This window comes from Neolewinella lacunae (genome assembly GCF_014349155.1).
Classification (GTDB): domain Bacteria; phylum Bacteroidota; class Bacteroidia; order Chitinophagales; family Saprospiraceae; genus Neolewinella; species Neolewinella lacunae.
This window is the reverse complement of the sequence record NZ_JACSIT010000152.1, coordinates 44,815-69,110: the sequence shown is the minus strand read 5'-3', so window position 1 is coordinate 69,110 and position 24,296 is coordinate 44,815. Positions and strand designations below refer to the sequence as shown.

Genomic DNA, 24,296 nt, shown 5'->3' with positions numbered 1-24,296 from the left:
GGTATATTTGCGGCCCAAAACCAAGGAACCATGAAAATTGCCGTTGTCGGTACGGGCTACGTTGGCCTCGTCACCGGTACTTGCTTTGCCGAGACGGGAAACGAAGTGATTTGCGTAGACATTGACGCCGCCAAGGTGGAGAAGATGCGCCAGGGCATCGTTCCGATTTACGAACCGGATCTGGACGTGCTCTTTGAACGCAACCGCCGCCAGGGCCGTCTGCGCTTTACCACCGAACTGGCGGAAGCCGTAGCGCACGCCGACATCATCTTCCTGGCCCTGCCTACCCCGCCGGGTGACGATGGTGCGGCCGACCTCCGCTACATCCTGGGAGTGGCCGCCGACCTTTCGCGGCTCATCACCCGCTATACCGTGGTGGTGGATAAAAGTACCGTTCCGGTGGGTACGGCCGAGCTGGTCCACGCTGCCTTGGCCGAGCACCTCGACGAAAGCCTGTTTTCAGTAGTTTCCAACCCCGAATTCCTCCGCGAAGGAGTAGCGGTGGATGACTTTATGAAGCCCGACCGGGTGGTTATTGGCGTGGAAGACCCAAAAGCCGAAGCGGTGATGCAGCGCCTTTACGAGCCCTTCGTGCGTTCTGGCAACCCCATCATTGCGATGGATCTGCGTTCAGCGGAAATGACCAAGTACGCTGCCAATTCGTACCTGGCCACCCGCATTTCCTTCATGAACGAGATCGCCAACCTCTGCGAAAAAGTGGGGGCAGACGTTGATGCCGTCCGCAAGGGCATGGGCAGCGATACCCGGATCGGCAAGCGCTTTCTCTTCCCGGGCGTGGGTTACGGCGGCAGTTGCTTCCCGAAGGACGTGCAGGCACTGGCCCATACCGCCGGGCAGTTTGGCTACAACTTCCGCATTCTGGAGGCGGTGATGGGGGTCAATACCGACCAACGCTTCCGGGTGGCCGATAAGATCGAGGCTTACTACGGCAGCGACCTGGCGGGCAAGACCGTTGCCCTCTGGGGCCTCGCCTTTAAGCCCAATACCGACGACATCCGGGAGGCCCCCGCGCTCTACACCATTGATCGCCTGCTGGCCGCCGGTGCCCACGTGCGCACCTTCGACCCCGAGGCGATGGAGAACGTCCGGGCCATCTACGGGGATGCCATCAGCTACCACGAAGACCAGTACGAAGCCCTGGAAGGGGCGGATTGTTTGGCCATCGTGACGGAGTGGTCGGTTTTCCGCACGCCCACCTTCGAGCGGATGAAGGAGCACCTCAAAAGCCCAGTCGTTTTCGATGGCCGCAACCTGTATGACCTGCGGCGGATGGTAGAGGCTGGTTTTTACTACGATAGTATTGGTCGGCAGACCGTCAGTTAATGCCAGGCGCCGGCCCCACAAGTTAAGCCCATGAAAATTGCGATGATCGGTACGGCTCACCCTTTCCGGGGGGGCTTGGCTTCCTACAACGAGCGACTTATCCGGCAGTTCCAGGCGGAGGGGCATACGGCCGACCTGTACACTTTCACCCTGCAGTATCCGGCGTTGCTTTTTCCGGGTAAGACCCAGTATTCGGAAGAAGAGGCACCGGAGGATTTGCGCATCATCGAGGCGGTCAATTCCGTGAATCCTCTCAACTGGTGGCGCGTGGGCGAACGCATCCGGCGGGAGAACTACGATTTGGTGCTCATCAAGTTCTGGCTTCCCTTCATGGGGCCGTGCTTTGGCACCATTCTCCGGCGCGTCCGCAAAAACCCGCGCACTACGGTCATTTCCATCATTGACAACATCATCCCCCACGAGGCACGGCCGGGCGACCGCCTTTTTGCGCGGTATTTCGCAGGGCCCGTGCAGGGCTTCGTGGCCATGTCGCAAGCCGTATTGAAAGACCTGGCGGCCTTTACCCGGGGGCAGCCCTGCATTTACTCTCCCCACCCCATTTTCGACAATTTTGGGGCACCCTTGGAGCGGTCGCGCGCCTTGGAACTGTTGGGCCTCGACCCCCAGTACCAGTACCTGCTTTTCTTCGGTCTCATCCGGGATTACAAGGGGCTCGACCTGCTGCTGGAGGCCTTTGCCGATCCGCGCTTCCGGGGCTCGGGCATCCGTTTGATCGTGGCGGGCGAGTTTTACACCGACCGGGCACCCTACGACGCCTTGATTGAGCGCTACGGGCTGGCGGAGGAATTGTTGCTGGTAGATCATTTCATCCAGGACTCCCAGGTGGCGACTTACTTCAGTGCCTGCGACCTGCTGGTACAGCCTTACAAGACGGCGACGCAGAGTGGGGTGACGCAGATTGCCTACCACTTCGAAAAACCCATGATTGTGACCGACGTAGGCGGGCTGGCGGAGATGTGTCCGGATGGCCGGGTGGGCTATGTGGTGCCTCCCGTTGCGGCGGCGATTGCTGAGGCCATCTTTCGCTTCTTCGGGGCAACCGACCGGCAGGCGCTGGCCGTGACCCTGGCCGAGGAAAAGCAGAAATACTCCTGGGCCATCATGACCGGGCGATTGCTCGCCCTGCGGGAACGTATCTTGCGTAGCCTCTGACCTTTTTTTCATCCGTGGTAATCCCCACCAGCCTTTTCCGCCCATGACCACCTACCGCAGCAAAGCTCCCCTCCGCATCGGCCTGGCCGGTGGGGGAACGGACGTCAGCCCCTTCTCTGACCTCTACGGCGGCGCGATCCTCAATGCAACCATCAGTTTGTACGCCTACGCTTCCCTGACGCCACGGGACGACGACAAGATCGTCATCCACGCCATCGATCGGGGCGAACGCCTGGAGTGCAGCGCCACTGACTTCCTGGACCCCTCCGAAGGGCCCCTAAAACTGCAAAAAGGGGTTTACAACCGCATCGTACAGGACTACCTGCACCGTCCCCACGGCTTTGAATTGATCACTTCCATTGACGTGAGTGCAGGCTCGGGGCTGGGTACGTCCTCTACCCTGCTGACGGCCATTCTGGGGGCCTTTTCCGCCTGGCTCAGGTTGCCACTGGGAGAGTACGACCTGGCCCAACTGGCCTACGACATTGAGCGCGTTGATCTTAAAATGGCCGGGGGGAAGCAAGACCAGTACGCGGCCATTTTTGGCGGGGTGAACTTCATGGAGTTTTACGCCGGCAACCGGGTGGTAGTCAACCCCCTGCGCATCCGGGAAGAAATCATCGAAGCCCTTAATTTCCACCTCCTCTTGCTGTACACGCAAACCACCCGGGAGTCTGCCAACATCATTGAGCGGCAGCAAAAAAACATTGAAGGGGAAGACCAGGCGGCGCTGGAGGCCACCAGGCAACTCAAAGCCCAGGCATACGAAATGAAAGAAGCCTTGCTGAAGAACGAGATCAACAACATCGGCGAGATCTTGCGCTTTGGCTGGGAGCAGAAACGGCAGATTGCAAATGGCATCACGAATCCCTTCATTGACGGCATTTACGAAACGGCCGTCAACGCCGGAGCCTCAGGGGGCAAGATTTCCGGCGCAGGCGGGGGTGGCTACATGATTTTCTTCTGCCCCGGCAACTGCCGCTTCCAGGTCATCGATGCCCTGCGGGAGATTGGTGTTCACGTTCAACCTTATACCTTCGTCAATAAAGGACTTTATACATGGACCAGCTAACAACGGTAAGACGCAACCTCCAAAGCTCCATCACGCTCAAGCAGCGGCTTTTGGCGGACGAAACGATGATATCCCTGGTCGCAGAAATTGCCGACGTAGTGGTGGCCTGCTACGAGAAGGGCGGCAAGGTGTTTTTCTGTGGCAACGGTGGTTCGGCGGCCGATGCCCAACACCTGGCCGCAGAACTTTCGGGGCGTTATTACTACGACCGGCCGCCCCTTTTTGCGGAGGCCCTCCACGTCAACACCTCCTACATCACGGCGGTCGCCAATGATTATTCCTACGACGACATTTACTCGCGCTGGATCACCGCCATTGGCCACGCCGGTGACGTTCTCATTGCCCTTTCCACTTCCGGCAATTCGACCAACGTGGTAAAAGCCGTTGAACAGGGCAACACCAATGGTATGGTGACGGTAGGGTTCACGGGGGAAACGGGCGGCAAGCTGCGGGGCATTTGTGATTACCTCGTCGCCATCCCCGCCACGGATACGCCCCGGATCCAGGAGTGCCACATGTTGCTGGGGCACACCATTTGTGAGATTGTGGAAGCCCGTTTATTCCCCCGCTGATGGTACGCGAGGCGATCATTCTGGCCGGAGGCTTCGGGACCCGGCTGCGCGCAGTGGTGGAAGACCGGCCCAAGGCGCTGGCCCCCATCAACGGCCGTCCCTTTCTGGAGTACTTGCTGGATTACCTGATCCGCAGTGGCCTGGAGCGCTTCGTCTTTTCCGTCGGCTACCGCGCCCGACAGATTGAGGAGCACTTCGGGGCATCCTACCGTGGCTACCCGATCCGCTATGCCCTGGAGACGGAACCACTCGGCACCGGTGGAGGCATCCTGAACGCATTGCCCCTGACGAGCGAAGAAACTGTGCTGGTTACCAACGGCGACTCCCTGTTCCTCGCCGATCTGGCGGCGCAGTGGAAAGTACACACGGAAAGCGCCGCCGTAGCTACCCTGGCATTGCGCCCCATGCGGGATTTTTCGCGTTACGGACGGGTGGAGCTGGCCGCAGATGGCCGTGTACTGGCCTTCCGGGAAAAGGAAGCTGTGGCGGAAGGCCTCATCAATGGCGGGGTCTACCTCCTCCGCCGGGATGCATTTGCCCTGGCGGAACTAAACGGGGCCTTCTCGCTGGAAAAAGACTTCTTCGGAGCGCTGGTTGCCACCTTACCATTTTACGCAAGGCCCGATGCGGCGTACTTTCTGGACATCGGCATCCCCGAAGACTTCGCCCGGGCGCAGGCGGATTTTAAGGCCTTCGACCCCGGATAATCTCCTCCCCGAAAAAACCTAAGGCGGGCAATTTGCATTATCCTAAGCATGGTAACCGATCCCCGCATATTCCAGCATCCGGGTCTGGCCCCACTGTGGCAGAGCCTGGAAAAAGAGCGCCGGCAGCAACAATACGCAGCGATGGCGCTCCTTCTTCTGGGCCTGGCTACGGTAGTGGTGGGCATCGTCTCGCGCAGTCTCTGGTGGCCGCTCCTGGGGAGCACCACGGCCACCGGAGCGTTGTGGTGGCTGTACCGCACCCTCAGTGAGCAGCCCCTCGCCGCCTGGCACCAGCAGCTGCGGGAGGAGCCGGAATCAGTAGTTTGGGTCTACGGAATGGTTACCGAGCGGATGCCCTTTGGCCTGAAAACCACGGCCGTGGGCACCCTTCACCTGGTAGAAGCAGACGGTACACTGAACACTTTTGCCATGAGTCCCGCAGAATTGAAACTGGTGACAAAAACCCTCAACCGGGTGCTGCCCCACGCCGATTTTGGCTATACCGAAGAACGGGAACTTCGGTACCGGGGCGAACTGACCAACTTTCGCGGGCGTCAGGTGCTTTAAGTCATCCAAGAAAACCCTTGCCTATGTCTATTTGGGAGCAAATTACTGCCCTGTTTCGCCAAGCCGAACAGAGCAGCCCATCGGCACCCGCAGTGCACGAACTGATTACCCGCGACGAAGAGGAGCTGGCCGCCTACGAGCAATGGAAACGTACCCTCTCCCGCCACCGGCTGATGGATTGGCTGACGGACCAGTACGCCGTAGCCCGCAGCAAGGGGCGGCAGGACCAAGCCATTGGCTTTCTCGATACCCCAAGCACCAAGGGCTTCGTCATTCACTTCCACCGCGTGCAGTACTCGCCGGAGGAGATTGGTCATTTTTTCCACTATCTCCGCGAACAGATTCTGGCGCTGGATTACCGCAGCGACCTCTCCGACCGCCGCATCTTCAGCCGCAAGGACTGGGTAGAGACCCAGGAGCGGCACTACCTCAAACCGCGCAACAACTTCGTGGAAGGGCAACTGCTCAACCAGGGCTTTGGGAACATCACCATTGAGCTGGAACGGAGAAATGACCAGCCACACAACCTGCGCCTGCGGGCCACCAGCTACCAGGACGCCCTCTACGCACCGAGTGGTTCCTTCGCGGCCTTAATGATGGCTTTGGCGGATGATGCCGCCTGAAACTGGCTTGGTGCGTGCTGGTGACTTCCCCCGCTTCCCAACGGGCAGCGCACCTGCGGCCGCGCCCGGCTGCCCCGCTGGAACAACGGGCCGCTGAGTTTCCGGGGCGCGGCCGCAGGTGCCCGGTAAGTTGGAGGAGCAAGGGCAGGGCCCACGCCGGGCCTCAGTTCAGCACATCCCGCACCTGGTAAATCTTGGGCCGCCAGTAGCTGGAAGCGAGGACGTTTTCGCGAATGACGCCCCGGCTCGTGGTGGAGTGGATGACCCACAGCTCGTTGGGGGCGGCCATCACCACGAGGGAAACGTGGAAAACACCCTGGCCTTTGGAACGGGTGAAGAAGACAAGATCGCCCGGCCGGGCTTCTTCGAGGCGCACCAGGCGACCCTGTTTGGCCTGCTCGCGAGACACCCGCTCCAGGTCGAGCCCGGCATTCTGGTAGAGGTAGCGTACGAAGCCCGAACAGTCAAATCCTTCGCTCGGCTTATTGCCCGCGTACTTGTAGCGCGTGCCCAGCAGTTCCTGGGCGTGGGTGGTAATGTCGGTCCGAATGGCGGAAGTAGGATTCGGGCGGGAACTGCCGCCGGTCAGGCCGGGGCGGAGCATACCGCAGCCCGAAAACAGGAGGACGGCTACCGAAAAAAGGAGGAGGGCAATGCTTTTCATTGGTCAGGGAAGTTCGGACGCTGAGCACAAAAAACGCCCGCTAACGCCGAAAGCATGCGCAAGGTAGTTGAAATTGACTTTTTGGTAACGCTCAGGGAGCCAGGCGGGTCCGGCTCCAGGTGTTGGTGCCGTCTGCGGTGCGGTAGACCAGGCGGTCGTGCAGGCGGCTGCGGCGACCTTGCCAGAATTCGATGAGTTGGGGGCGGACGAGGTAGCCGCCCCAATTGGCGGGCCGGGGCAATTCATCCTGGCCGGCAAACTGGGCATCAAGTTCTGCCAGGCGGGTTTCCAGGAATTCCCGTCCGGGGATTTCCTGGCTCTGGGGGCTGGCCAGGGCCCCGAGTTGGCTCTTGCGGGGGCGGCGCTGGAAGTAGGCGGTGGAAACTTCGGCGGGCACGCGTTCTACGGTCCCTTCGATGCGGACCTGCCGCTGCATCTCCAGCCAGTTGAACACCAGCGCCGCGTGGGGGGAGGCGGTGAGTTCCTGGCCCTTGCGGCTGTCGTAATTGGTGTAAAAAACGAAGCCTTCGGCGTTGGCTTCCTTGAGCAGGACGACGCGGGCGGCGGGGCGTCCGTCGGCCGTCAGGGTAGCCAATACCATTGCATTGGGCTCGGGAGACCCACTTTCCTGGGCGGCGGTAAACCAGCGCTCAAAAAGTTGAAACGGGTTGGCGGGGGCGGTGGATTCGAGCAACTCATCTCCGTGGTAATCCACGCGCAAATCTCCGGCATCAATGGCCATAAGCTGGTTATTTTAGTGCAAAACCGTAGTGTTCGCAAAGGGTGGTGAGCGGATCCTTAGGCGGCGCGCAGCATTTCGAGCATTCCACCGTCGAGTTTAGACTTGGCGTATTCGCGGTCGATGACGAAGTGCTTGATGTCTTTCATGCCGGGCATTTCGAACATGGCGTCGGTCATGATCGCCTCACAGATGGAGCGCAATCCCCGGGCCCCGAGTTCATACTCCAGGGCGGTGGTGGCGAGGTAGTCGATCACGTCGTCGGTAAAGGTCAGGTTGATCCCCTCCAGAAGGAAGAGGTGCTGGTACTGGCGGATGAGGCTGTTGTGGGGTTCAGTGAGGATCCGCTTCATGGCCTCCAGGTCGAGGGGCTTCAGGTAAGTCACCACGGGGAGGCGGCCGATCAGTTCGGGGATCATCCCGAAGCGACGCACGTCGATGTGGGTGATGTACTTGAGCAGGTCTTCCTCTTCGATGCGGCTGTTTTCCTTGTTGTTGAAGCCAATAACTTTGCTGTTCATGCGGCGGGCGATGACTTTTTCGATGCCATCAAAAGCGCCTCCGCAGATGAAGAGGATATTTTCCGTATTGAGCTTCACGAGTTGCTGCTCGGGGTGTTTGCGGCCGCCCTGGGGGGGCACCATGACGTCCGTACCTTCCAACATTTTGAGCATGGCCTGCTGCACGCCCTCGCCGCTGACGTCGCGGGTGATGCTGGGGTTATCGGATTTGCGGGCAATTTTATCCATCTCATCGATGTAGACGATGCCACGTTCGGCTGCCGCCACGTCGTAGTCGCACACCTGCAGCAGGCGGCTGAGGATGCTTTCCACGTCTTCCCCTACGTAACCGGCCTGGGTAAATACCGTTGCGTCGACGATGGTGAAGGGCACGTCGAGAAATTTGGCGATGGTTTTGGCCAGCAGGGTTTTGCCGGTGCCGGTACGCCCAACCAAGAGCAGGTTGCTTTTCTCAATCTGTACCTCGTCGGGGGTAGTCGGCGGGTGAGAAAGGCGCTTGTAGTGGTTGTACACCGCTACGCAGATAATCTTTTTGGCTTGGTCCTGGCCGATCACGTAGTGATCCAGGTGCTCTTTGAGTTTGCGGGGTGTGATGTTTTTGGGGAGGCGAAATTCCTTTTTGGCTTTGCCTCCTTTCGGGGAGGACTTGGTTTCGGGAGGCACCCCTCCGTAAAGTTCTTCGGATACGATTTCCTGGGCCTGCTCAATACACACTTCGCAAATGTGAGCATTCAGGCCAGCTACCAAGACCAGGGCCTCGCTCTTGCCGCGTCCGCAGAAAGAACACAACACATCTTGTTTTTTACCTCGCATCATAAGTTGATAATTATTGACCGGGAATGGCCATGGTGGGAAAACCGGAATCTTGCACAGTCTCCACAAAGAAGTTTGGGGCGTAAAATTACCGTTCCGGAACTCCCTACGGAAGCACCGGAACGGAATAGTACCAGAAAATGAGCGGCTTCGCCACCGGCCGACGGAATCGGACGGGCCGTAAGGGGCGGGTGCCCGCCGGGGGGAAGCTTACTTCTTCCGATTGAGGACCTCATCGACCAGGCCGTAGGCAACGGCTTCGGAGGCGGTCATCCAGTTGTCGCGGTCGCTGTCTTTTTCGATCGCTTCGAAGGTCTGGCCGGTGTGTACGGCCAGGATGTTGTAGAGTTCTTCGCGGAGTTTGGAGATGAGGCGGTAGTTGATCTCCATATCCGAGAATTGCCCCTGCATGCCACCGCTGGGCTGGTGGATCATCACCCGGGCGTGGGGGAGGATGGAGCGCTTGCCTTTTTCGCCGGCGGCGAGCAAGACCGAGCCCATCGAAGCAGCCAGTCCCGTACAGATGGTGGCCACGTCGGGCGTCACGTACTGCATCGTGTCGTACATACCCATACCCGCAATGACGCTGCCGCCGGGGCTGTTGATGAACATCTGGACATCGCGCTTGGGGTCAACGGACTCCAGAAACAGCAGCTGGGCCTGCACGACGTTGGCTACGTAGTCGGAGACCGCTACGCCCATGAAGATGATGCGGTCCATCATCAAGCGGCTAAAAACGTCGATGGCGGCAACGTTCATCTGCCGTTCCTCAATAACGTTGGGAGAGAAACCCGTGATTTGGGGCGAAGCCATGCCACCAATGGTCTGGGCGTATTTTTCGAGGTGCATCGTACTCATCCCCATGTGCTGGGTAGCGTACTTCATGAATTCATCCTGCGGGATCATATGCGATTTCTTGAAGGGTTTACGGGTCGGAATTCGACGCGTCACACCATAAACGTATCAGCCGCACTTGGGTTGAGTGGCTGGAGAAAGGGAAGGAACTTCGCCCGCAGGCTATTCCTCTTCCGCTGCGCCGTGCTCGGTGTTGAAGTCGTCAATTGCCTGGTTGAAGGCCTCGGCAGAAAGGGGCGTTTCGACCACCGTGATTTTCTCACGGAGGATAGCCATCACTTTTTTATCCATGACGCTGAGGGTCAGCTGCTCGCGTTGCTTTTCGTCTTTGAGCATGTTGCCGACGTAAGACTCGAGGAAATCATCGTTCAAGAAATCGGGGCGACGACCGCCGAGCATACGTACGAGATTGCCCGTAGCCTCCTCCTTGATGTCTTCGTAGGCGATCTTGAGATCATTTTGCTCAATGATCTTGGTGCGGATCAAAGACCAGCGTACGCTGCGCTCGAACAGGTCAAGGGAGGTGTCTTTGTCGTCTTTGATCATTTCCTCCATCATCTCCAGGGGAAGCTCAAAATTGTTGCGTTCCACAATGGCTTTGCGGAGGTCAAAATCAAGCAAGTGGTACCCTTGCTCGTTGAAGCCTTCGGAGTGTTGCTCGATGATGCGCTCCCGCAGTTGCTCTTCCGTTTGGACTTCGCCGGAGGGGTCGAAACTGTTGAAGAAGTCCTCATTGAGTTGGGCGGGGACCAAGCGGGAGATTTCATCAATTTTGATCTCGAAAGATTTGTCCTTCACGTCCGTGTCGATCACCGCCAAAGCAAGGAGGTAGCGATTTACGGCCTCGGGGGTGCTGTTTTTCTCCAGGGTGCCCAGATCGTTCAACACAATGCTCTCTCCCACCTTCTTGCCCAAGAGCTGGGCCTTGCTGTCTTCGGTGAGGGAATCAACGTAGATCTTGGTGGAGTTGACGATGGGCTCCTCGACGGGGCCGGTTTCCCGGATGGTCACCTCCAGGATGTCGTTCTCTTCTACGGTACCGTCCTCGATTTTCACCGCTTCGCCAGCTTGCTTGAGCATTTTTTCGATTTGCTCATCGACAAAGGTGGGGTTAGCGTCAAAAACGTAGCGCTGAAAAGTCTCAGTGGGCAGTTCCAACTCAAATTCCGGCTCCAGGGCCACGTCGTAATTGAGGTTGAGGTCGCGCAGGGACATTGCGGAGATCGCGGCACTCTCTTCATCGTCAATGGGCTGGGGGCTGAAGATGGGGCGCAGCTGGTGCTCATCAATGTAGCCAAAGAGGGCGTTGCGGACCTCTTTATCGATGATCTCGGCCAGGATCTGGTTACCCACCATTTTCCGGAGGGTACTCACGGGGGTTTTGCCCTTGCGGAATCCCTTCATGGCTACCTTACCGCGCCGTTTGTTTAATTCCGCCGAGAGCTGGGTTTCCAACTCTTGTTGGGTGAGGGTCACCGCGATGCGGGCGGTTACGTTGCCAGTTTTTTCGAAACTTACCTGGGGCATATTGTCGCTTGCTTGGGCCCAATTGGGCAGAAATAAAAGGCCTACCCGAGGGCAGGCCAAGGTTTTCGCGTTGATCCTGGCTTTGGTTACCGCACTCCCGTGGCCGCAGTGGGACAAAGGAAGGCGGGACGAAAAGCCCGATGAGCACGGTGAAAAGCGTAGTGGGTATTTGCTGCCACCCCGGGAGGACCGCGAAGGGCAGACGAAAAACCCAACCAAACCTAAAAAGTGCGGGTGAAAGGACTCGAACCTTCACGCCTTGCGGCACCAGATCCTAAGTCTGGCGTGTATACCAATTTCACCACACCCGCGATGATGCTCTTGCTAAAGCGGCACAAAAGTACGGCTTTGGTGGAAATGCTACAATAGCGCGGTGGAGAATGTGTCTTTGGGGTAGCGCCTGCTGGCTACCCGGCAGCCAGCAGGCGCTCCGGAGTGGCGTAGCAATTAAAGCCCGCTTCGCGCACGAAGCCGCAGAGGGTGATCCCTTGGTCGGTAGCCAAAGCGACGGCCAGGCTGGATGGAGCCCCGACGGAGACCACAAATTCGATGCCCGCCATCGCCGCCTTCTGCAACAATTCGAAGCTGGCGCGGCCACTTAACACGAGAATCCGCTGGCTCAAGGGCAGCTCGTCTGGGCGCAGACACTGTCCGATGACCTTATCCAGGGCATTGTGGCGGCCAACGTCTTCGGCCAGGAGCAGCAATTCGCCCGTGGCGTCGAAGAGCCCGGCGGCGTGGATGCCTCCCGTGGCCGCAAACAGGGCCTGGGCCGCGCGGAGCCGCCTTGGCAGGGCGGAGATGAGCTCGGCGGGCACCCTCCAATCCCCCGGCATTTCCCCGAAGGGCAGGGCCTGGAAGACCTGCTCCAACGCCGCCTTTCCACAGACGCCGCAACTGCTGCTGGTGTAGGAATGCCGCTGGAGGCGGGGCCAGTCTACGGGGCAAGAAGGGTGTAGCGCGACGGTAACGGTATTGCGGGTTTCTGCGTCGGCGGGATCACCCAAGGTCACGGAGGCAACGGCTGCGGTGCCGGGGATGATGCCTTCGGTGAAGAGAAACCCGAGGGCCAGGGCTTCGTCCTGGCCCGGCGTCCGCATCGTAACGGCCAGGGCACGGGCCCCGCTGCCGTCGTCGAGCCGGATTTGGAGGGGTTCTTCGACGGCCACCACGTCGTGGGCCATACCCCCACCCGGGGCAGCACGGAAACGGTGAACAGTGACTGGGGCGGCGCCGGAAGCCAAGCCTTAGAGCGTGGTGACTTCGCGGGTCTTGTTCTCCACCACCTCGTCAATCTTCTTGTTGAAGCCATTGACCCAGCTCTGGACTTCCTCCTCGCGGGTTTTGCCTTCGTCTTCGGGGTAGCCGTTTTTCACTTCTTTCTTGATGGCCTCCATGGCATCGCGGCGGATGTTGCGGACGGTGATCTTAGCGTCCTCGCCTTCGGCCTTCACCTGCTTAGCCATTTGTTGGCGGCGCTCTTCGGTCAAAGGGGGGATGTTGATGCGGATGAGCTGGCCATCGTTCTGCGGCGTGACCCCCAGGTTGGCCTCAAAAATGGCCTTCTCGATGCCGCCAATGGCGTTCTTATCAAAGGGCTGGATGGTCAGGGTGCGGGAGTCGGCCGTAGCAATGTTGGCTACTTGCTGGAGGGGGGTGGGCGCACCGTAATAGGTCACCATCAGCCCGTTGAGCATGGCGGGACTGGCCTTGCCCGTGCGGACTTTGAGCAGTTCGCGTTCCAGGTGCTCAATGGCACCTTCCATCAAGATCTTGGCTTCTTCCAGTTTATCGCTAAGTAGTTCTTCCATTGGGAAATTATTAAAAGCTAAATGCTGTGTGTTTTTTAGATTCAACGGTGGGAAGTGGGAAATTTTGGTCGGCGGGATTGCCGTTCCTTGCTTTTCCCGCGGCGGCGTCCCCCGGCACCTGCGGCCGCGCCCCGTTGGGCCCAGACCAGCCGTACGGCAAAAAAGTACTAGCGCCGGCTTTGGGACTGCAACAACAGCCAGAGCAGGACCGTGAGGGCGGAAAGTGCGGCCACCACGTAGGTCATGGCCGCCCACCACAGGGCGTCTTTGGCACCTTCGTGCTGGATTCCGCTGGCAACGCGGCTCGAATCCAGCCAGGCCAGGGCCCGTTTGCTGGCGTCGAACTCCACGGGCAGGGTCACAAAGGAAAAGAGGGTAGTGATCAAAAAAGCCACCACCGTAATTTGAAAGAGCAGGCCGCCAAAGCCCGAGGCCAGGCCGCCAAAGGCAAACATGAGCAAAAAGCCCTGGGCGCGGCTGGCCAGTTGTACGACGGGCACCAGCTTGCTGCGCATGGTCAGCCAGGTGTAGGCCTCGGCGTGCTGCACCGCGTGGCCACACTCGTGGCTGGCCACTGCGGCGGCGGCTACACTACGGCCCTGGAAAACCTCGGGGCTGAGGCTGACCGTCTTGGTTTGGGGGTTGTAGTGGTCGCTGAGAAAACCCTGGCCCATGACGATGCGCACGTCACGGATGTTGTAATCGGTGAGCATTTTGGCGGCTACCTCGGCGCCGCTCAGTCCATTGGTCATGGGCACCTGCGCGTAGTGGCGGAACTTGCTCTTGAGGCGGTTACTGACCAGCATGCCGATGCCCGCAAAGACGAGCGTGATGATGATGTAGGTAGCGTAAGGACCGGAAAACATGGCGTACGAGTTTTTTTGTCGACGAACAGACCAAAGGTAGTACTATCGGAGACGGCGGCGCGGCGGGGAAGTCACGCCCCCTACACGGGCAGCAGCATTTCCTTACCCAGGTAAGGCTGGAGAATGGCTGGCATAAGAATGCCTGCGGGCGTCTGGTTGTTTTCCAGCAGCGCGGCAATAATGCGGGGCAGGGCCAGGGCCGAGCCATTGAGCGTGTGGGTGAGCTGGATGCCATTTTCGCTGCGGTAGCGCAGTTTGAGGCGGTTGCTCTGGAAGGTCTCGAAGTTAGACACGGAGCTTACTTCCAGCCAGCGTTCCTGGGCGGCGCTCCACACTTCAAAATCAAAAGTCATTGCCGAGGTGAAGCCCATATCTCCGCCGCAGAGCCGCAGGATGCGGAACGGCAAGCCCAGAGCCGTGAGCAGCCCGGCTACGTGCTCGACCATGGCGTGGAGGCGGTCGTAACTGGTTTCGGGTTGGACGATCTCGACGATCTCGACCTTATCGAACTGGTGGACGCGGTTGAGGCCGCGGACGTGGGCCCCGTAGCTGCCCGCCTCGCGGCGAAAGCAGGGCGTGTAGCCCGTCAGTTGAATGGGCAGTTGCTCAGGCGAGACGATTTCGCCGCGGTAGAGGTTGGTCAGGGGTACCTCGGCGGTGGGGATCAGGTAGAGATCGTCCTGGGTGACGTAGTACATCTGCCCTTCCTTATCGGGAAGTTGGCCGGTGGCGCGGGCGGTGTCTTCGTTGACGAGCAAGGGGGGCTGGTACTCGGTGTAGCCGGCGGCGGTATTGTAGTCGAGGAAGAGATTGACCAGGCTGCGGGCCAGGCGCGCCCCCTGGCCGGTGAAGACGGGGAAGCCGCTGCCAGTGGTGCGCACCCCGAGGTCGAGGTCAAAAATGCCGTAGGTGGTGGCCAGCTCCCAGTGGGGCTTGGCGTCGGGTCCCAGGGTCGGTAGCGGGCCGGGGTGGGGGCGAAAAACTTCGTTGTCTTCGGCATCTTTTCCGGCGGGCACCAGGGCGTGGGGCACGTTGGGGAGTTGTACGAGCTGGGCTTCCAGTTCGGCTACGACGGCGGCGTAGTCGCTTTCCCCGGCGGCCACCTCGTCTTTGATGGCGTTGACGCGCTCGCGCTTGGCGGTGGCTTCGTCCTTGCGGCCGCTTTTGAAGAGGTCGCCGATTTCGTCGGAGAGCTTATTCCTTTCGGCCAGCAGGGCATCGTTGGCCGTTTGCAGTTCCTTGCGGCGGTCGTCCAGGGCAATAACGCGGTCAATGATGGCCTCGGCATTCGAGAGGTTGCGCTTGGCCAGGCCAGCCAGCACGGTCGCTTTTTCTTGGCGCAGGGTAGTGAGAAGGAGCATGGCAGATAAGGTGTGGGGCGGTTAAACGAGTGAAGTAAACACAGTGGCCCAGGGGCAAAGCACGGGGTCAGCAGCAGTGGGCGCGGCCGCAGGTGCTCCCCCCCGCCCCCCGGAGGGGGGAGTAGGGACTAGGAGCAGGGGAAGGCGAGCCCCAACCTACTCCTTTAAATAGGCTAACCAGGAACCGGCGGCAAACAATTTTCCTTGGGCCGACGTTAAGCTAACAGCACGTCCCCGTGAGCCGGGTGCAAAGGTAACATAGGTTTTTGTTCACATTAAGAAATTAAACCTTACTTTTGCCCCGCAAGCGATTCCGCGCGCAAGACCGATGGGCACCTTTCTGCTGCTAGCCGGTCAACGAACCTCACACCCGCTGCCTTTTACGGACCTGACATCTTTTTCACGCTTTCCGTTCTGGAATTCCGTCCCGAAGTACTAGCAGCAATCCCCACCCAGCGCGCACCTGACTTCTGCGCATCTATCCCCAAATTCTTCCCACACAGTATTCACGATTAATGTTAAGCATCGCGCAACTCAAGGCCATGTTGGTCCCTGAACTCCGGGACCTGGCCGAAAGCATGGACGTTCCGTCCTTCAAAAAATTTAATAAGCAAGAGCTGATCTTAAAGATCCTCGACCAGCAGGCCGTACGGGGTACCGCCAGTGCCAACGAGCCTGCCACCGCGTCCGATACCGACCGGGTTCCCAATCGCCGCGCCATTGCCGACGCCGCTAAGGGAGACAACGAGAAAAAAGAAAAAGCCAACGCTGCCCCCGCTGCCAAGAAAGACGAGGATGAGCAGCCCTCCCGGGGCCGTCGCTCCGCCCGCGCCAGAAAAGAAGCGGAAGAACAACCCACTGAACAACCCGGCCGGGGCCGCCGCTCCGCCCGCGAAAGTCGCGAGAACCGCAGCGCCCCGGAGAGCAACGCCGCCAAGCCCAACCCCGGCCGTAACCACGATGCGGGCAAAGCCACTGAGCCCACCGGCGACCGCAACAGCCGTCGCGGCGAACGCAACAACGACGATGGGGCCTCCGAAGGCCGCACCCGGGGCCGCCAGGGTAGCGACGAGGCCAACCCCGAAGGCCGCGTACGTGGCCGCCAGGGTAACGACGAAGCCAATCCCGAAGGACGCGTACGTGGCCGCCAGGGCAACGACGAAGCCAACCCCGAAGGCCGCGTACGTGGCCGCCAGGGCAACGACGAAGCCAACGACGGCGGCGGTACGGAGTCGCGCTACGACCGCTACGAACGCCGGGGCCGCTACGACGAACGCGGCGAAGAACGCGCTGGCGTACGCGGTCGCTACGAAGACCGGGGCCGGGGCAACCGCGAAGAGCGGACCACTCCACCCGCTGACGATCGCCCCCGCAGCAACCGCGAAGAGCGCGTGCCCCCCGGCGAAGAGCGTCCTGGACGGGGTGACCGCCTCCAGGGCCGCACCCCGCCACCCCGCGTGCCTGAGTTCAAACTCGACGGCATCATCTCCTGCACCGGCATCCTCGAAATGATGCCCGATGGCTACGGATTCCTCCGTTCCTCGGACTACAACTACCTGACCAGCCCGGACGACGTCTACCTGAGCCCCCAGCAGGTCAAGCAGTACGGTTTGCGCACGGGCGATACCGTGCGCGGCCCCGTCAAACCGCCCAAAGAAGGCGAGAAGTACTTCGCCCTCCTGGAAGTAGAAAAAATCAATGGTCTTGATCCGAAAGACATCCGCGACCGGGTACCCTTCGATTACCTGACGGCCCAATTCCCGACCGAAAAGTTCACCCTCTCCGGCCGTCCCGATGGCAAAGACTACGGCATGCGCCTCATCGACCTGTTTACGCCCATCGGCAAAGGACAGCGCGGTCTCATCGTCGCCCAACCCAAATCGGGTAAAACCTTCCTATTAAAGGATGTGGCTAACGCCATTGCCCAGAACCACCCCGAGACCTACCTCATCGTCCTGCTGGTCGATGAACGCCCCGAGGAAGTAACCGACATGAAGCGCAGTGTGAAGGCCGAAGTGGTCAGCTCCACCTTCGATGAGCCGGCCGACAACCACGTTCGCGTGGCCAGCGTAGTGCTCGAAAAAGCCAAGCGATTGGTGGAATCCGGCCACGACGTTTGCATCCTGCTCGACTCCATTACCCGCCTGGCCCGTGCCTACAATACCGTCCAGCCCAGCAGCGGTAAAGTGCTCTCCGGCGGTGTGGAAGCCAACGCCCTGCAAAAGCCCAAGAAATTTTTCGGTGCCGCCCGCAACATCGATGGTGGCGGTTCCCTCACGATCCTGGCTACGGCCCTGATCGATACGGGATCGAAAATGGACCAGGTCATCTTCGAAGAGTTCAAAGGAACCGGCAACATGGAGCTTCAGCTCGACCGCTTCCTGGCCAACAAACGGATGTACCCCAGCATCGACTTTACCAAGTCGAGCACCCGCCGCGACGACCTGTTGCTGGAGCGCGACGTCCTCCAGCGCATGTTCGTCCTCCGCAACCACCTGGCCGACATGAAGCCCGAGGAGGCCTTCCAGTTCCTCATGCGCCACATGCAATCCACCCGCAACAACGCCGAGTTCATCGCTTCGATGAATTCTTAAGCTGCGCCTCGGCAGCAAACTGAAAAAATCCCCGGAACGAAAGCCATCGTCTCCGGGGATTTTTTTTTGCTGGTGCGCTGCTTGGGGCGGGGGCGAAGCATTCGCCCGGAGAAATGCCCAGCGTTTACCTTTACCCTTTCCAAAACCGTTTGCCGTGACCAAAGTACTCCCCCTCACCTTCAACGCCTTCCAGGAAAACACCTACGTGGTATACGACGAAGCCACCCGCGATGCGATCATCTTCGACCCCGGTTGTAGTACGCCGGCGGAGGAGCGCAAACTCGTCAAGGTGATTAGCGATTATGAACTCCGGCCCGTCCGGCTGATCAATACCCACTGCCACCTCGACCACGTTTTTGGCAACGCCTTTGTGGCCAGCACTTACGGCCTGGAGTTGGGGATGCACGAACTCGAAGTACCCGTTCTGGAGATGGTTCCGGTGGTGATTGATCATTACGGCCTGCCGCCGATGACGCCCTCGCCCAAGGCGAGCTACTTCATTGCGGAAGGCGAAGAGATTGCGCTCGGGTCGGCCACTTTTCGGGTATTGTTCTGCCCGGGCCACTCGCCGGGGAGCATTTGCTTTTACAATGCCGAGGATGGCTACGTCATTGCGGGCGACGTCCTTTTCCAGGGCAGCATTGGCCGGACGGACCTGCCCGGCGGCGACTACGATACCTTGATTGGCTCCATTATGGTCAACTTACTGCCTTTGCCTGCCGCTACCGTCGTTTGGCCGGGCCACGGGGGCAGCACGACGATTGGGGAGGAGAAGCGGAGTAACCCTTTTTTGGGGTAGGGGGGTGCTGCGATTAATGGGCAACAGCGCGCAAAGTGTAATCGTTAGTTGCCTAGACTTGGGTGAATAAGCAGCGTTCTTCTGCTTTAGTCGATTATGATATCGAGAGTTGGTTGGTATCCAACATTTGCCTTTACCACGTTTTTCCTGACAGCTGTCACGTTTTATTAACACCTCCCGAAATGCGCAGAATCTCTCTAATATTCCTTTGCCTTTTCAGCGTAGCCCTCGCTGGTCAAACGGCCACGATAGAATACGAAGCGACGATCCTGACGCTCGATGGCAAAGGCCGGAGTGGCATCACCGCTCTGCACTTTACCCAAGACAAAGCCATTTATCTGCACCCCGACTGGCCCGCCAAATCCGTCTACGGGCCTGGCGACCCCGTACCGTCCTACTACATCCGGGGGGACGTGGAGAAAATGCCCGTCTACACGAATCTGGCTGAAAGGAAACAAGTTTTCAAAGTCACCAATGGCGCTCGTGGAGACAATTATTTTATTCTTACGGAACCCGTTGCGGAAATTACGTGGGATGTCACTGGGAAGGAAAAAGCAATTGGCGACCTGAAAACTTACGAAGCCCGGGGTATTTATGGCAATCGCCACTATACCGCCTGGTTTACGCCAGAAATTCCTTTACCCTTTGGCCCACACCGCTTGGGAGGCCTTCCGGGAATGATCTTGGAGGCGGCCTCCGACGATGGGATGGTGAAATACACTTTCCTATCTTATGCCAAAGACCCTGGTAAAGAGACTCTGATCGTTCCCCCAAGTAATGGGGAAGCTATCGATATGGAGGAACTCGAAAAGCGGGTGATTGCCCAACTTTTGAAGGTAGAAGCCATGTCCAATTCGGAATACACCGCAACGCAAAGCCCAGAACCCTCCGACCTCACCATTGAAAAAGACAAGTGGACCATCATCCGCGACTACAAAGCAAAACGGGGCTATTGAAACTTTCCGGCCTTCTTCCTCTGCTCCTTGTCCTGTTCGCCAGCACCTGCGTCCGCGCCCAAACGGAGCATGCCCTTGAGCAAAATGTTTTACGGGGAACCCTAACGGACGAAAACCAAGTTCCCCTGCCCTTTGCCAGTATCACGCTGCACCCGCCCGGCCGGGATAGCATTCTTTTGTTTGCTCTGACCGATGCTGCGGGCCTTTTCCAACTGGACACGAAGGGCCGGCGGCGCGTAGAATTGCGCAGCCGCTCACTGGGGATGCAAACCGACACCTTGCTGCTGGATTTGCCCCAAGAAAGCGCCGTCATCGTACGCCTGAGCAAAGCAAAAAATGAGCTGCCCGACGTCGTCGTGCGCGGTGCCCGCGCACCCGTGACGGCCAAAACGGATACCACCACTTTTAATGTTCGTGATTTCCGGGACAGCACCGACCGCAAAATTGAGGAGGTGCTGCGCAAACTGCCCGGCGTGGAAGTGAAAAGCGACGGCTCCATTGAAGTATTCGGCAAACCACTGCACCGCATTTTAGTAGAAGGCTCCGACCTTTTCGGTGCCGACTACCAGCTGGGCTCCAAAAACCTGAACGCCCGGGATATTGGCCGGGTCGAAGTAATTGATCGGTACCAGGATAACCCCGTTCTCCGCTCCGTCAACAACTCCCAGGCGGTGGTGCTGAACCTCAAGCTGGAGGAAGCAGTAAAGTCCGTACTGGCGGGCAACGTCATTGCCGGTGGAGGCTACGGCGACGGGGCAAAATACAGCGCATACGCGAGCCTTTACCGCATCGACCGCATCCACAAAAGCATATTCATTGGCGATTTGGATAATGTCGGTAACGATTTCGGCTACGGCTCCGCCAACGCGAATTACGCCGACCGCTCCGCCAGCGACCTTCGTCGGCCAGCGACGGAAAAACTCACCCTGATTTCCCCAACTCCCTTCAGCGAAGCCGGGCTGCGGCGGGAGTACACGGACAATGGGCGCACCGCATTTGGCACCCTGCGCCACGAATCGGCCTTGGCAAAAAGCTGGACCCTGAACGCTAACCTCACCGGCTACCGCAAGGCCCGGGAACAGGAATTGCTCGATCGGCAGGATTACGTGGCCGACGACACCCGCTACGACCTTCAGCTGGAAAGACAGCTGCAACGGGAGCAAAAAAACTACACTGGGGAGCTGGAACTGAAGTACCTCGCGCCCAACCAGAAAACTTCGCTCCAGCTTTTCACCGGCCTGCACCGCGCAGCCGCAGACGTTCAAGAGCGGACCGTAAATGATAACGAAGTAGTATCCTCGATGGCGAGCGACGGGGAAGAAACCGCGACTTTCCGAATGCTGGGCAGCCGGGAACTCCGGCCCAACCTGGTTGCCCAAGCCGAAATAGCCAGTGGCACCACGACCCAGGACTATTTTGCTACGATCGTAAACCCTGCCCTGGCAAATTATTTCTCGCTTCGGGAAAACACCCGCGTTGAGCAGCGGATTGACGGACGGCAGCGCAGGGACTACGCCACCGCCCGCATCCTTTGGAAAAAGGGGGACCTACTGAGCACCTTCCAGCTTACTGCGGGAAAGGAGCAACTGAGCCTGGAAGACTTGAGCAATACGTACTGGTCGCCTTCCCTCGCCCTCCAGTACAGTTTCCGCGACCGTACGGAATTGCGGCTGGGGACGAGCCTGCGGATCAACAACTACGCCGCCTTCCCTGACTTGCCCACTACGACCAGCAATTTCTCCTTGGGTTTCGACCGCGAGGCCCGGCTGGGGCGGCGCTTGAGTGTCAACCTGCGGGCGGGCCGGAATTACCCCACCTTGGCCAATTTGTTGCTTACCACCGTCTATTTCCCCGATCCATTCCAGATAGTCCGGGGCGGACCGGCCCCGGAGGTGGGGACCTATTTCAACGGCCGGATCAGCTACACCCTGCGCAACGACCGCAATTTGAGCAGCTGGCGCTTTTCTGGCTACGCCAACCGTGCTAAGAACCAGGCCAATGCTACTACTGATTTTGCGGGTGATGTTTTGGTGTCGAGTTGGCAATTCGGAGGCAGCAACAGCGCCGTGGGCCTGGAAGCCCGCTACAGCATCTTTGTATTGCCGCTGAAAACGGACTATGCCTTGCGCGTATCCAGTGGCTACAGCGCGGTAGATTTGGGGGTGGCGGAACAGACTTTGGCCTTTCGATACTGGCGCAACACGGCGAACCTTGAGGGTGGTATTTTGCTATTTCCCCGTCTGCGGCTGAAGGGCAACAGCCTTTTGAGCGTCAACCGCTTATTGGGCGAATCACGGTTTTTCACCAATTGGAATACCGAGGCCCAACTCCTCTACACCTTCGCAAAAGGGCGGCTATACACCGGCCTGAGCCAAACTGCCAACTACCGGGAAGGCGAGCGCAACCAGTTAGCCGCAGCATTTTTGGGCGCTGAACGCAGGATGCAGTGGAAAGACCAGGAAGCGGTGTTGGGGCTCCGCATCTACAACCTCACCAACCGTTCGGCTTTCGTCACCCAGTCGGTAAACGATATTTTTGTGTTCGAAAACCGGGTGCCGGCTTTGGGGAGGTTCTTCTTGTTGAGTTTAGATTGGAGCCTGTGAAGTTTTCCGTGGGGGCCGCTGGAAATGCAAGCCCGGCAAATCCGTACCTTAGCCTTTATTCTGCACCAGCGGTAACCACTTTGCAACGAGCCAAACGTCTTTGCGGCCTTCTCCTCCTCCTCAGTATCCTGCTGCTGGTTGGCGGACCGCTGCAAGGCCAGTCCGCCGAAGAGCTCAAGGCCAAGCGCCAGAGCATCCTGAAGGAACTGGAGGAAACCAACCGCACGCTCCGCGCCACCCAGGCCCGCCGGGGCGCTGCCGTCGGCCAGGCCTCGCTGCTGCGCCAGCAAATCGATCAGCGTACCGCTCTGGTCGAAACCCTGCGTGAGGAAGTGGCCCGCAACGCCGTTCGCATGCGCCGGGATTCGGGCGTAGTGGAGGCCCTCAACATCGACCTGGCGCGCATGGGCGAAGAATACGGCCAGGCCCTGCGCTCTGCGTACCGGGCCCAACTGAGTCGGGGTTGGCTCGCCTTCCTGCTGAGTGCGCGGGGCTTCAACGATGCTTTCCGCCGGGCGGTGTACCTCCGGCAGTACCGCAACTACCGCCGCCGGCAGGGCGACCTGATGCTGCGCACCCGCGAGAGCCTCGAACGGCAAATCGCTGCGCTGGCCGAACAACGCATCACCCAAGACTCCCTCCTGTTCGCCGCCGAAGACCAGGACGCTACCCTGCGCCAGGAACTCACCATCCAGGACCAGATCGTCAGCCAGCTCTCCTCCAGCGAGCGGGCCCTGCTGGCCAAGATCAAAAAACAAAAGGAACAAAGCGCCGAGCTCCAGCGGGAAATCCGCGCGGCCATCAGCGCGTCCATCGCCCAGGAGGAAGAAAAAGCCCGCGAACGCCGCAAAACCGGCAACCTGATTCCCGCCAAGGCCCCACCGGGAGCCACCATCAGCAGCCGGATCGGTCGCCTGGGCTGGCCGGTACGCGGCGAGATCATCAGGCCCTTCGGCACCCAGCCCCACCCGGAAGTACCCTCCGTGAGGATCGAAAACAGTGGCATCGACATTGCCGGTGGCCCCAGCGCTTCCGTCGAAGCCATCTTTGCGGGCGAGGTCATCAGCGTGCGCGACGTCCCCGGCCTGCGCAGCGTTGTCATGATCCGCCACGGCAACTACTACACCGTCTATTCCAACCTGGAACACCCTCGGGTGAACGTTGGCGCTACCGTGCAGGCGGGCGACCAACTCGGCCTCACCAGCGCCACGGGAGACCCGCTCCACTTCGAACTCTGGAAAGGCAAAAAGCCCCTCGACCCCGAAGTTTGGCTGGGTAAATAAAAACGGCCACGCGCTCCCTCACTGGAAGACGTGGCCGTAACACCAAATTAGCATTGAGGTCTTTTACACCGTCAGCAGTTGCGGAAGCGCAACGGCAGCGGGGCGTTGGAGGAGCGCGGGCGTGAGCGCTTCGAAGCGGTAGCCGAGGGCGGCGTAGTGGGCCAGCAGGCGGGGCAGGATATCGCGCAGCTTGTCTTCCGCCTTGAGGCTATCGTGGAAAACGACGATGCTGCCCGATTCGGCGTTGCGGACTACATTCTGGAAGCAGTCTTCGGGCGTCAGTTCGGCGTCGAAATCGCCGGAGAGGACGTCCCACATCACAATTTCGTAGTGGCGCTGGAGGAACTGGGCCTGGCTGGGCTTGAGCCGTCCGTAGGGCGGCCGGAAGAGGGAACTCTTCACCTGGAGGGCGCAGTGGCGCACGTCGTGGAAGTAGGGAACGTTCTCAGACTTCCAACCGTCGAGGTGGCGCATCGTGTGGTTGCCCACACTGTGGCCGGCGGCGAGGGTAGCCGTCATCAGTTCGGGGTAGCGGCGGGCGTTGTTGCCCACGCAGAAGAAAGTGGCTTTGGCATCGTAGGCCGCCAGTTGCTCCAGCACCCAGGGGGTCACCTGCGGAATGGGGCCATCGTCAAAAGTGAAATAGATTACCGGGGCTTCGGCACCAGCAATTTTCCAGTGGAAGTTGGGGAAGAGTTTCTGAATGACTCTCGGTGTTTTAACTAAGTACATGTTCGGGGATATCTAAGGGAGGTAAATGATTGTGCGTTTAATGGTGTTTGCGGACACGAAAGTTGCCTTCCGACCGAAAACGGTGGGTACCCCTAGTGCGATCTGTAATGAATA

Annotated in this window: 22 protein-coding genes and 1 tRNA gene; 12 read left to right on the top strand and 11 right to left on the bottom strand. The window is 59.4% G+C overall.

The window, feature by feature from the left end:
• Positions 1-30: 30 nt before the first annotated feature.
• From H9S92_RS19115 to H9S92_RS19085, 7 genes are read left to right on the top strand one after another with little or no spacing between them, the layout of a single operon-like run.
• The gene (locus H9S92_RS19115) at positions 31-1,344 is read left to right on the top strand and encodes a UDP-glucose dehydrogenase family protein (protein WP_187468302.1); all 1,314 of its coding nucleotides are present in this window, start codon (positions 31-33) and stop codon (positions 1,342-1,344) included.
• Positions 1,345-1,374: 30 nt separating this feature from the next.
• Positions 1,375-2,517 (top strand): glycosyltransferase, encoded by a 1,143-nt coding sequence (locus H9S92_RS19110; RefSeq protein WP_187468301.1) that lies wholly within the window; start codon positions 1,375-1,377, stop codon positions 2,515-2,517.
• Between the two features lie 43 nt (positions 2,518-2,560).
• Positions 2,561-3,589, top strand: coding sequence for a GHMP family kinase ATP-binding protein (locus H9S92_RS19105; RefSeq protein ID WP_187468300.1), 1,029 nt, complete (start codon positions 2,561-2,563; stop codon positions 3,587-3,589).
• Positions 3,577-4,161, top strand: coding sequence for a D-sedoheptulose-7-phosphate isomerase (locus H9S92_RS19100; protein WP_187468299.1), 585 nt, complete (start codon positions 3,577-3,579; stop codon positions 4,159-4,161). The genes H9S92_RS19105 and H9S92_RS19100 overlap by 13 nt, the downstream gene beginning before the upstream one ends.
• Positions 4,161-4,868 carry a nucleotidyltransferase family protein gene (locus tag H9S92_RS19095; protein WP_187468298.1) on the top strand — a complete coding sequence of 236 codons (708 nt, stop codon included), beginning with the start codon at positions 4,161-4,163 and terminating at the stop codon, positions 4,866-4,868. The genes H9S92_RS19100 and H9S92_RS19095 overlap by 1 nt, the downstream gene beginning before the upstream one ends.
• Positions 4,869-4,916: 48 nt before the next feature.
• On the top strand, positions 4,917-5,435 hold the full coding sequence (locus H9S92_RS19090; protein ID WP_187468297.1) for a hypothetical protein: 519 nt from the start codon (positions 4,917-4,919) through the stop codon (positions 5,433-5,435).
• A 23-nt stretch (positions 5,436-5,458) separates the two neighbouring features.
• A complete protein-coding gene (locus H9S92_RS19085) occupies positions 5,459-6,058 on the top strand; it encodes a hypothetical protein (RefSeq protein ID WP_187468296.1) in 600 nt (199 codons plus the stop codon).
• A 163-nt stretch (positions 6,059-6,221) separates the two neighbouring features.
• On the opposite strand, the gene H9S92_RS19080 is transcribed toward H9S92_RS19085, so the two are convergent.
• The 10 genes from H9S92_RS19080 to serS form a co-directional block, all read right to left on the bottom strand.
• Entirely contained in the window at positions 6,222-6,722 is a 501-nt protein-coding gene (locus H9S92_RS19080) for a C40 family peptidase (protein ID WP_187468295.1), read from the bottom strand.
• Positions 6,723-6,813: 91 nt separating this feature from the next.
• Positions 6,814-7,464 (bottom strand): pyridoxamine 5'-phosphate oxidase, encoded by a 651-nt coding sequence (pdxH, locus tag H9S92_RS19075; protein ID WP_187468294.1) that lies wholly within the window; start codon positions 7,462-7,464, stop codon positions 6,814-6,816.
• Between the two features lie 56 nt (positions 7,465-7,520).
• Positions 7,521-8,795: an ATP-dependent Clp protease ATP-binding subunit ClpX gene (clpX, locus tag H9S92_RS19070; protein ID WP_187468478.1), complete on the bottom strand. Its 1,275-nt coding sequence runs from the start codon at positions 8,793-8,795 to the stop codon at positions 7,521-7,523.
• Positions 8,796-9,005: 210 nt separating this feature from the next.
• On the bottom strand, positions 9,006-9,701 hold the full coding sequence (locus tag H9S92_RS19065) for a ClpP family protease (protein ID WP_187468293.1): 696 nt from the start codon (positions 9,699-9,701) through the stop codon (positions 9,006-9,008).
• Between the two features lie 111 nt (positions 9,702-9,812).
• The gene (locus tag H9S92_RS19060; RefSeq protein ID WP_187468292.1) at positions 9,813-11,177 is read right to left on the bottom strand and encodes a trigger factor; all 1,365 of its coding nucleotides are present in this window, start codon (positions 11,175-11,177) and stop codon (positions 9,813-9,815) included.
• Positions 11,178-11,406: 229 nt separating this feature from the next.
• Positions 11,407-11,488: transfer RNA gene (locus tag H9S92_RS19055), tRNA-Leu, on the bottom strand.
• A 96-nt stretch (positions 11,489-11,584) separates the two neighbouring features.
• Positions 11,585-12,421, bottom strand: a complete 837-nt coding sequence (fdhD, locus tag H9S92_RS19050) for a formate dehydrogenase accessory sulfurtransferase FdhD (RefSeq protein WP_264757994.1) — start codon at positions 12,419-12,421, stop codon at positions 11,585-11,587.
• A gap of 3 nt (positions 12,422-12,424) precedes the next feature.
• Positions 12,425-12,988 carry a ribosome recycling factor gene (gene frr, locus H9S92_RS19045; RefSeq protein ID WP_187468290.1) on the bottom strand — a complete coding sequence of 188 codons (564 nt, stop codon included), beginning with the start codon at positions 12,986-12,988 and terminating at the stop codon, positions 12,425-12,427.
• Between the two features lie 167 nt (positions 12,989-13,155).
• Positions 13,156-13,854: a zinc metallopeptidase gene (locus tag H9S92_RS19040; protein WP_187468289.1), complete on the bottom strand. Its 699-nt coding sequence runs from the start codon at positions 13,852-13,854 to the stop codon at positions 13,156-13,158.
• Positions 13,855-13,934: 80 nt separating this feature from the next.
• Positions 13,935-15,215 carry a serine--tRNA ligase gene (serS, locus tag H9S92_RS19035; protein ID WP_187468288.1) on the bottom strand — a complete coding sequence of 427 codons (1,281 nt, stop codon included), beginning with the start codon at positions 15,213-15,215 and terminating at the stop codon, positions 13,935-13,937.
• 515 nt (positions 15,216-15,730) lie between these two features.
• On the opposite strand from serS, the gene rho reads away from it, so the two are divergent.
• From rho to H9S92_RS19010, 5 genes are all read left to right on the top strand, one after another.
• A complete protein-coding gene (gene rho / locus H9S92_RS19030) occupies positions 15,731-17,809 on the top strand; it encodes a transcription termination factor Rho (protein WP_187468287.1) in 2,079 nt (692 codons plus the stop codon).
• 154 nt (positions 17,810-17,963) lie between these two features.
• Positions 17,964-18,608, top strand: coding sequence for an MBL fold metallo-hydrolase (locus H9S92_RS19025; RefSeq protein WP_187468286.1), 645 nt, complete (start codon positions 17,964-17,966; stop codon positions 18,606-18,608).
• A 182-nt stretch (positions 18,609-18,790) separates the two neighbouring features.
• A complete protein-coding gene (locus H9S92_RS19020) occupies positions 18,791-19,564 on the top strand; it encodes a GLPGLI family protein (protein ID WP_187468285.1) in 774 nt (257 codons plus the stop codon).
• On the top strand, positions 19,561-22,167 hold the full coding sequence (locus tag H9S92_RS19015; protein ID WP_187468284.1) for a peptidase associated/transthyretin-like domain-containing protein: 2,607 nt from the start codon (positions 19,561-19,563) through the stop codon (positions 22,165-22,167). Before H9S92_RS19020 ends, H9S92_RS19015 begins: the two co-directional genes overlap by 4 nt.
• 80 nt (positions 22,168-22,247) lie before the next feature.
• Entirely contained in the window at positions 22,248-23,450 is a 1,203-nt protein-coding gene (locus H9S92_RS19010) for a murein hydrolase activator EnvC family protein (protein ID WP_187468283.1), read from the top strand.
• A gap of 63 nt (positions 23,451-23,513) precedes the next feature.
• Here the strand turns inward: H9S92_RS19010 and H9S92_RS19005 are convergent, their stop codons facing one another.
• A complete protein-coding gene (locus tag H9S92_RS19005) occupies positions 23,514-24,182 on the bottom strand; it encodes a polysaccharide deacetylase family protein (RefSeq protein ID WP_187468282.1) in 669 nt (222 codons plus the stop codon).
• Positions 24,183-24,296 lie beyond the last annotated feature (114 nt).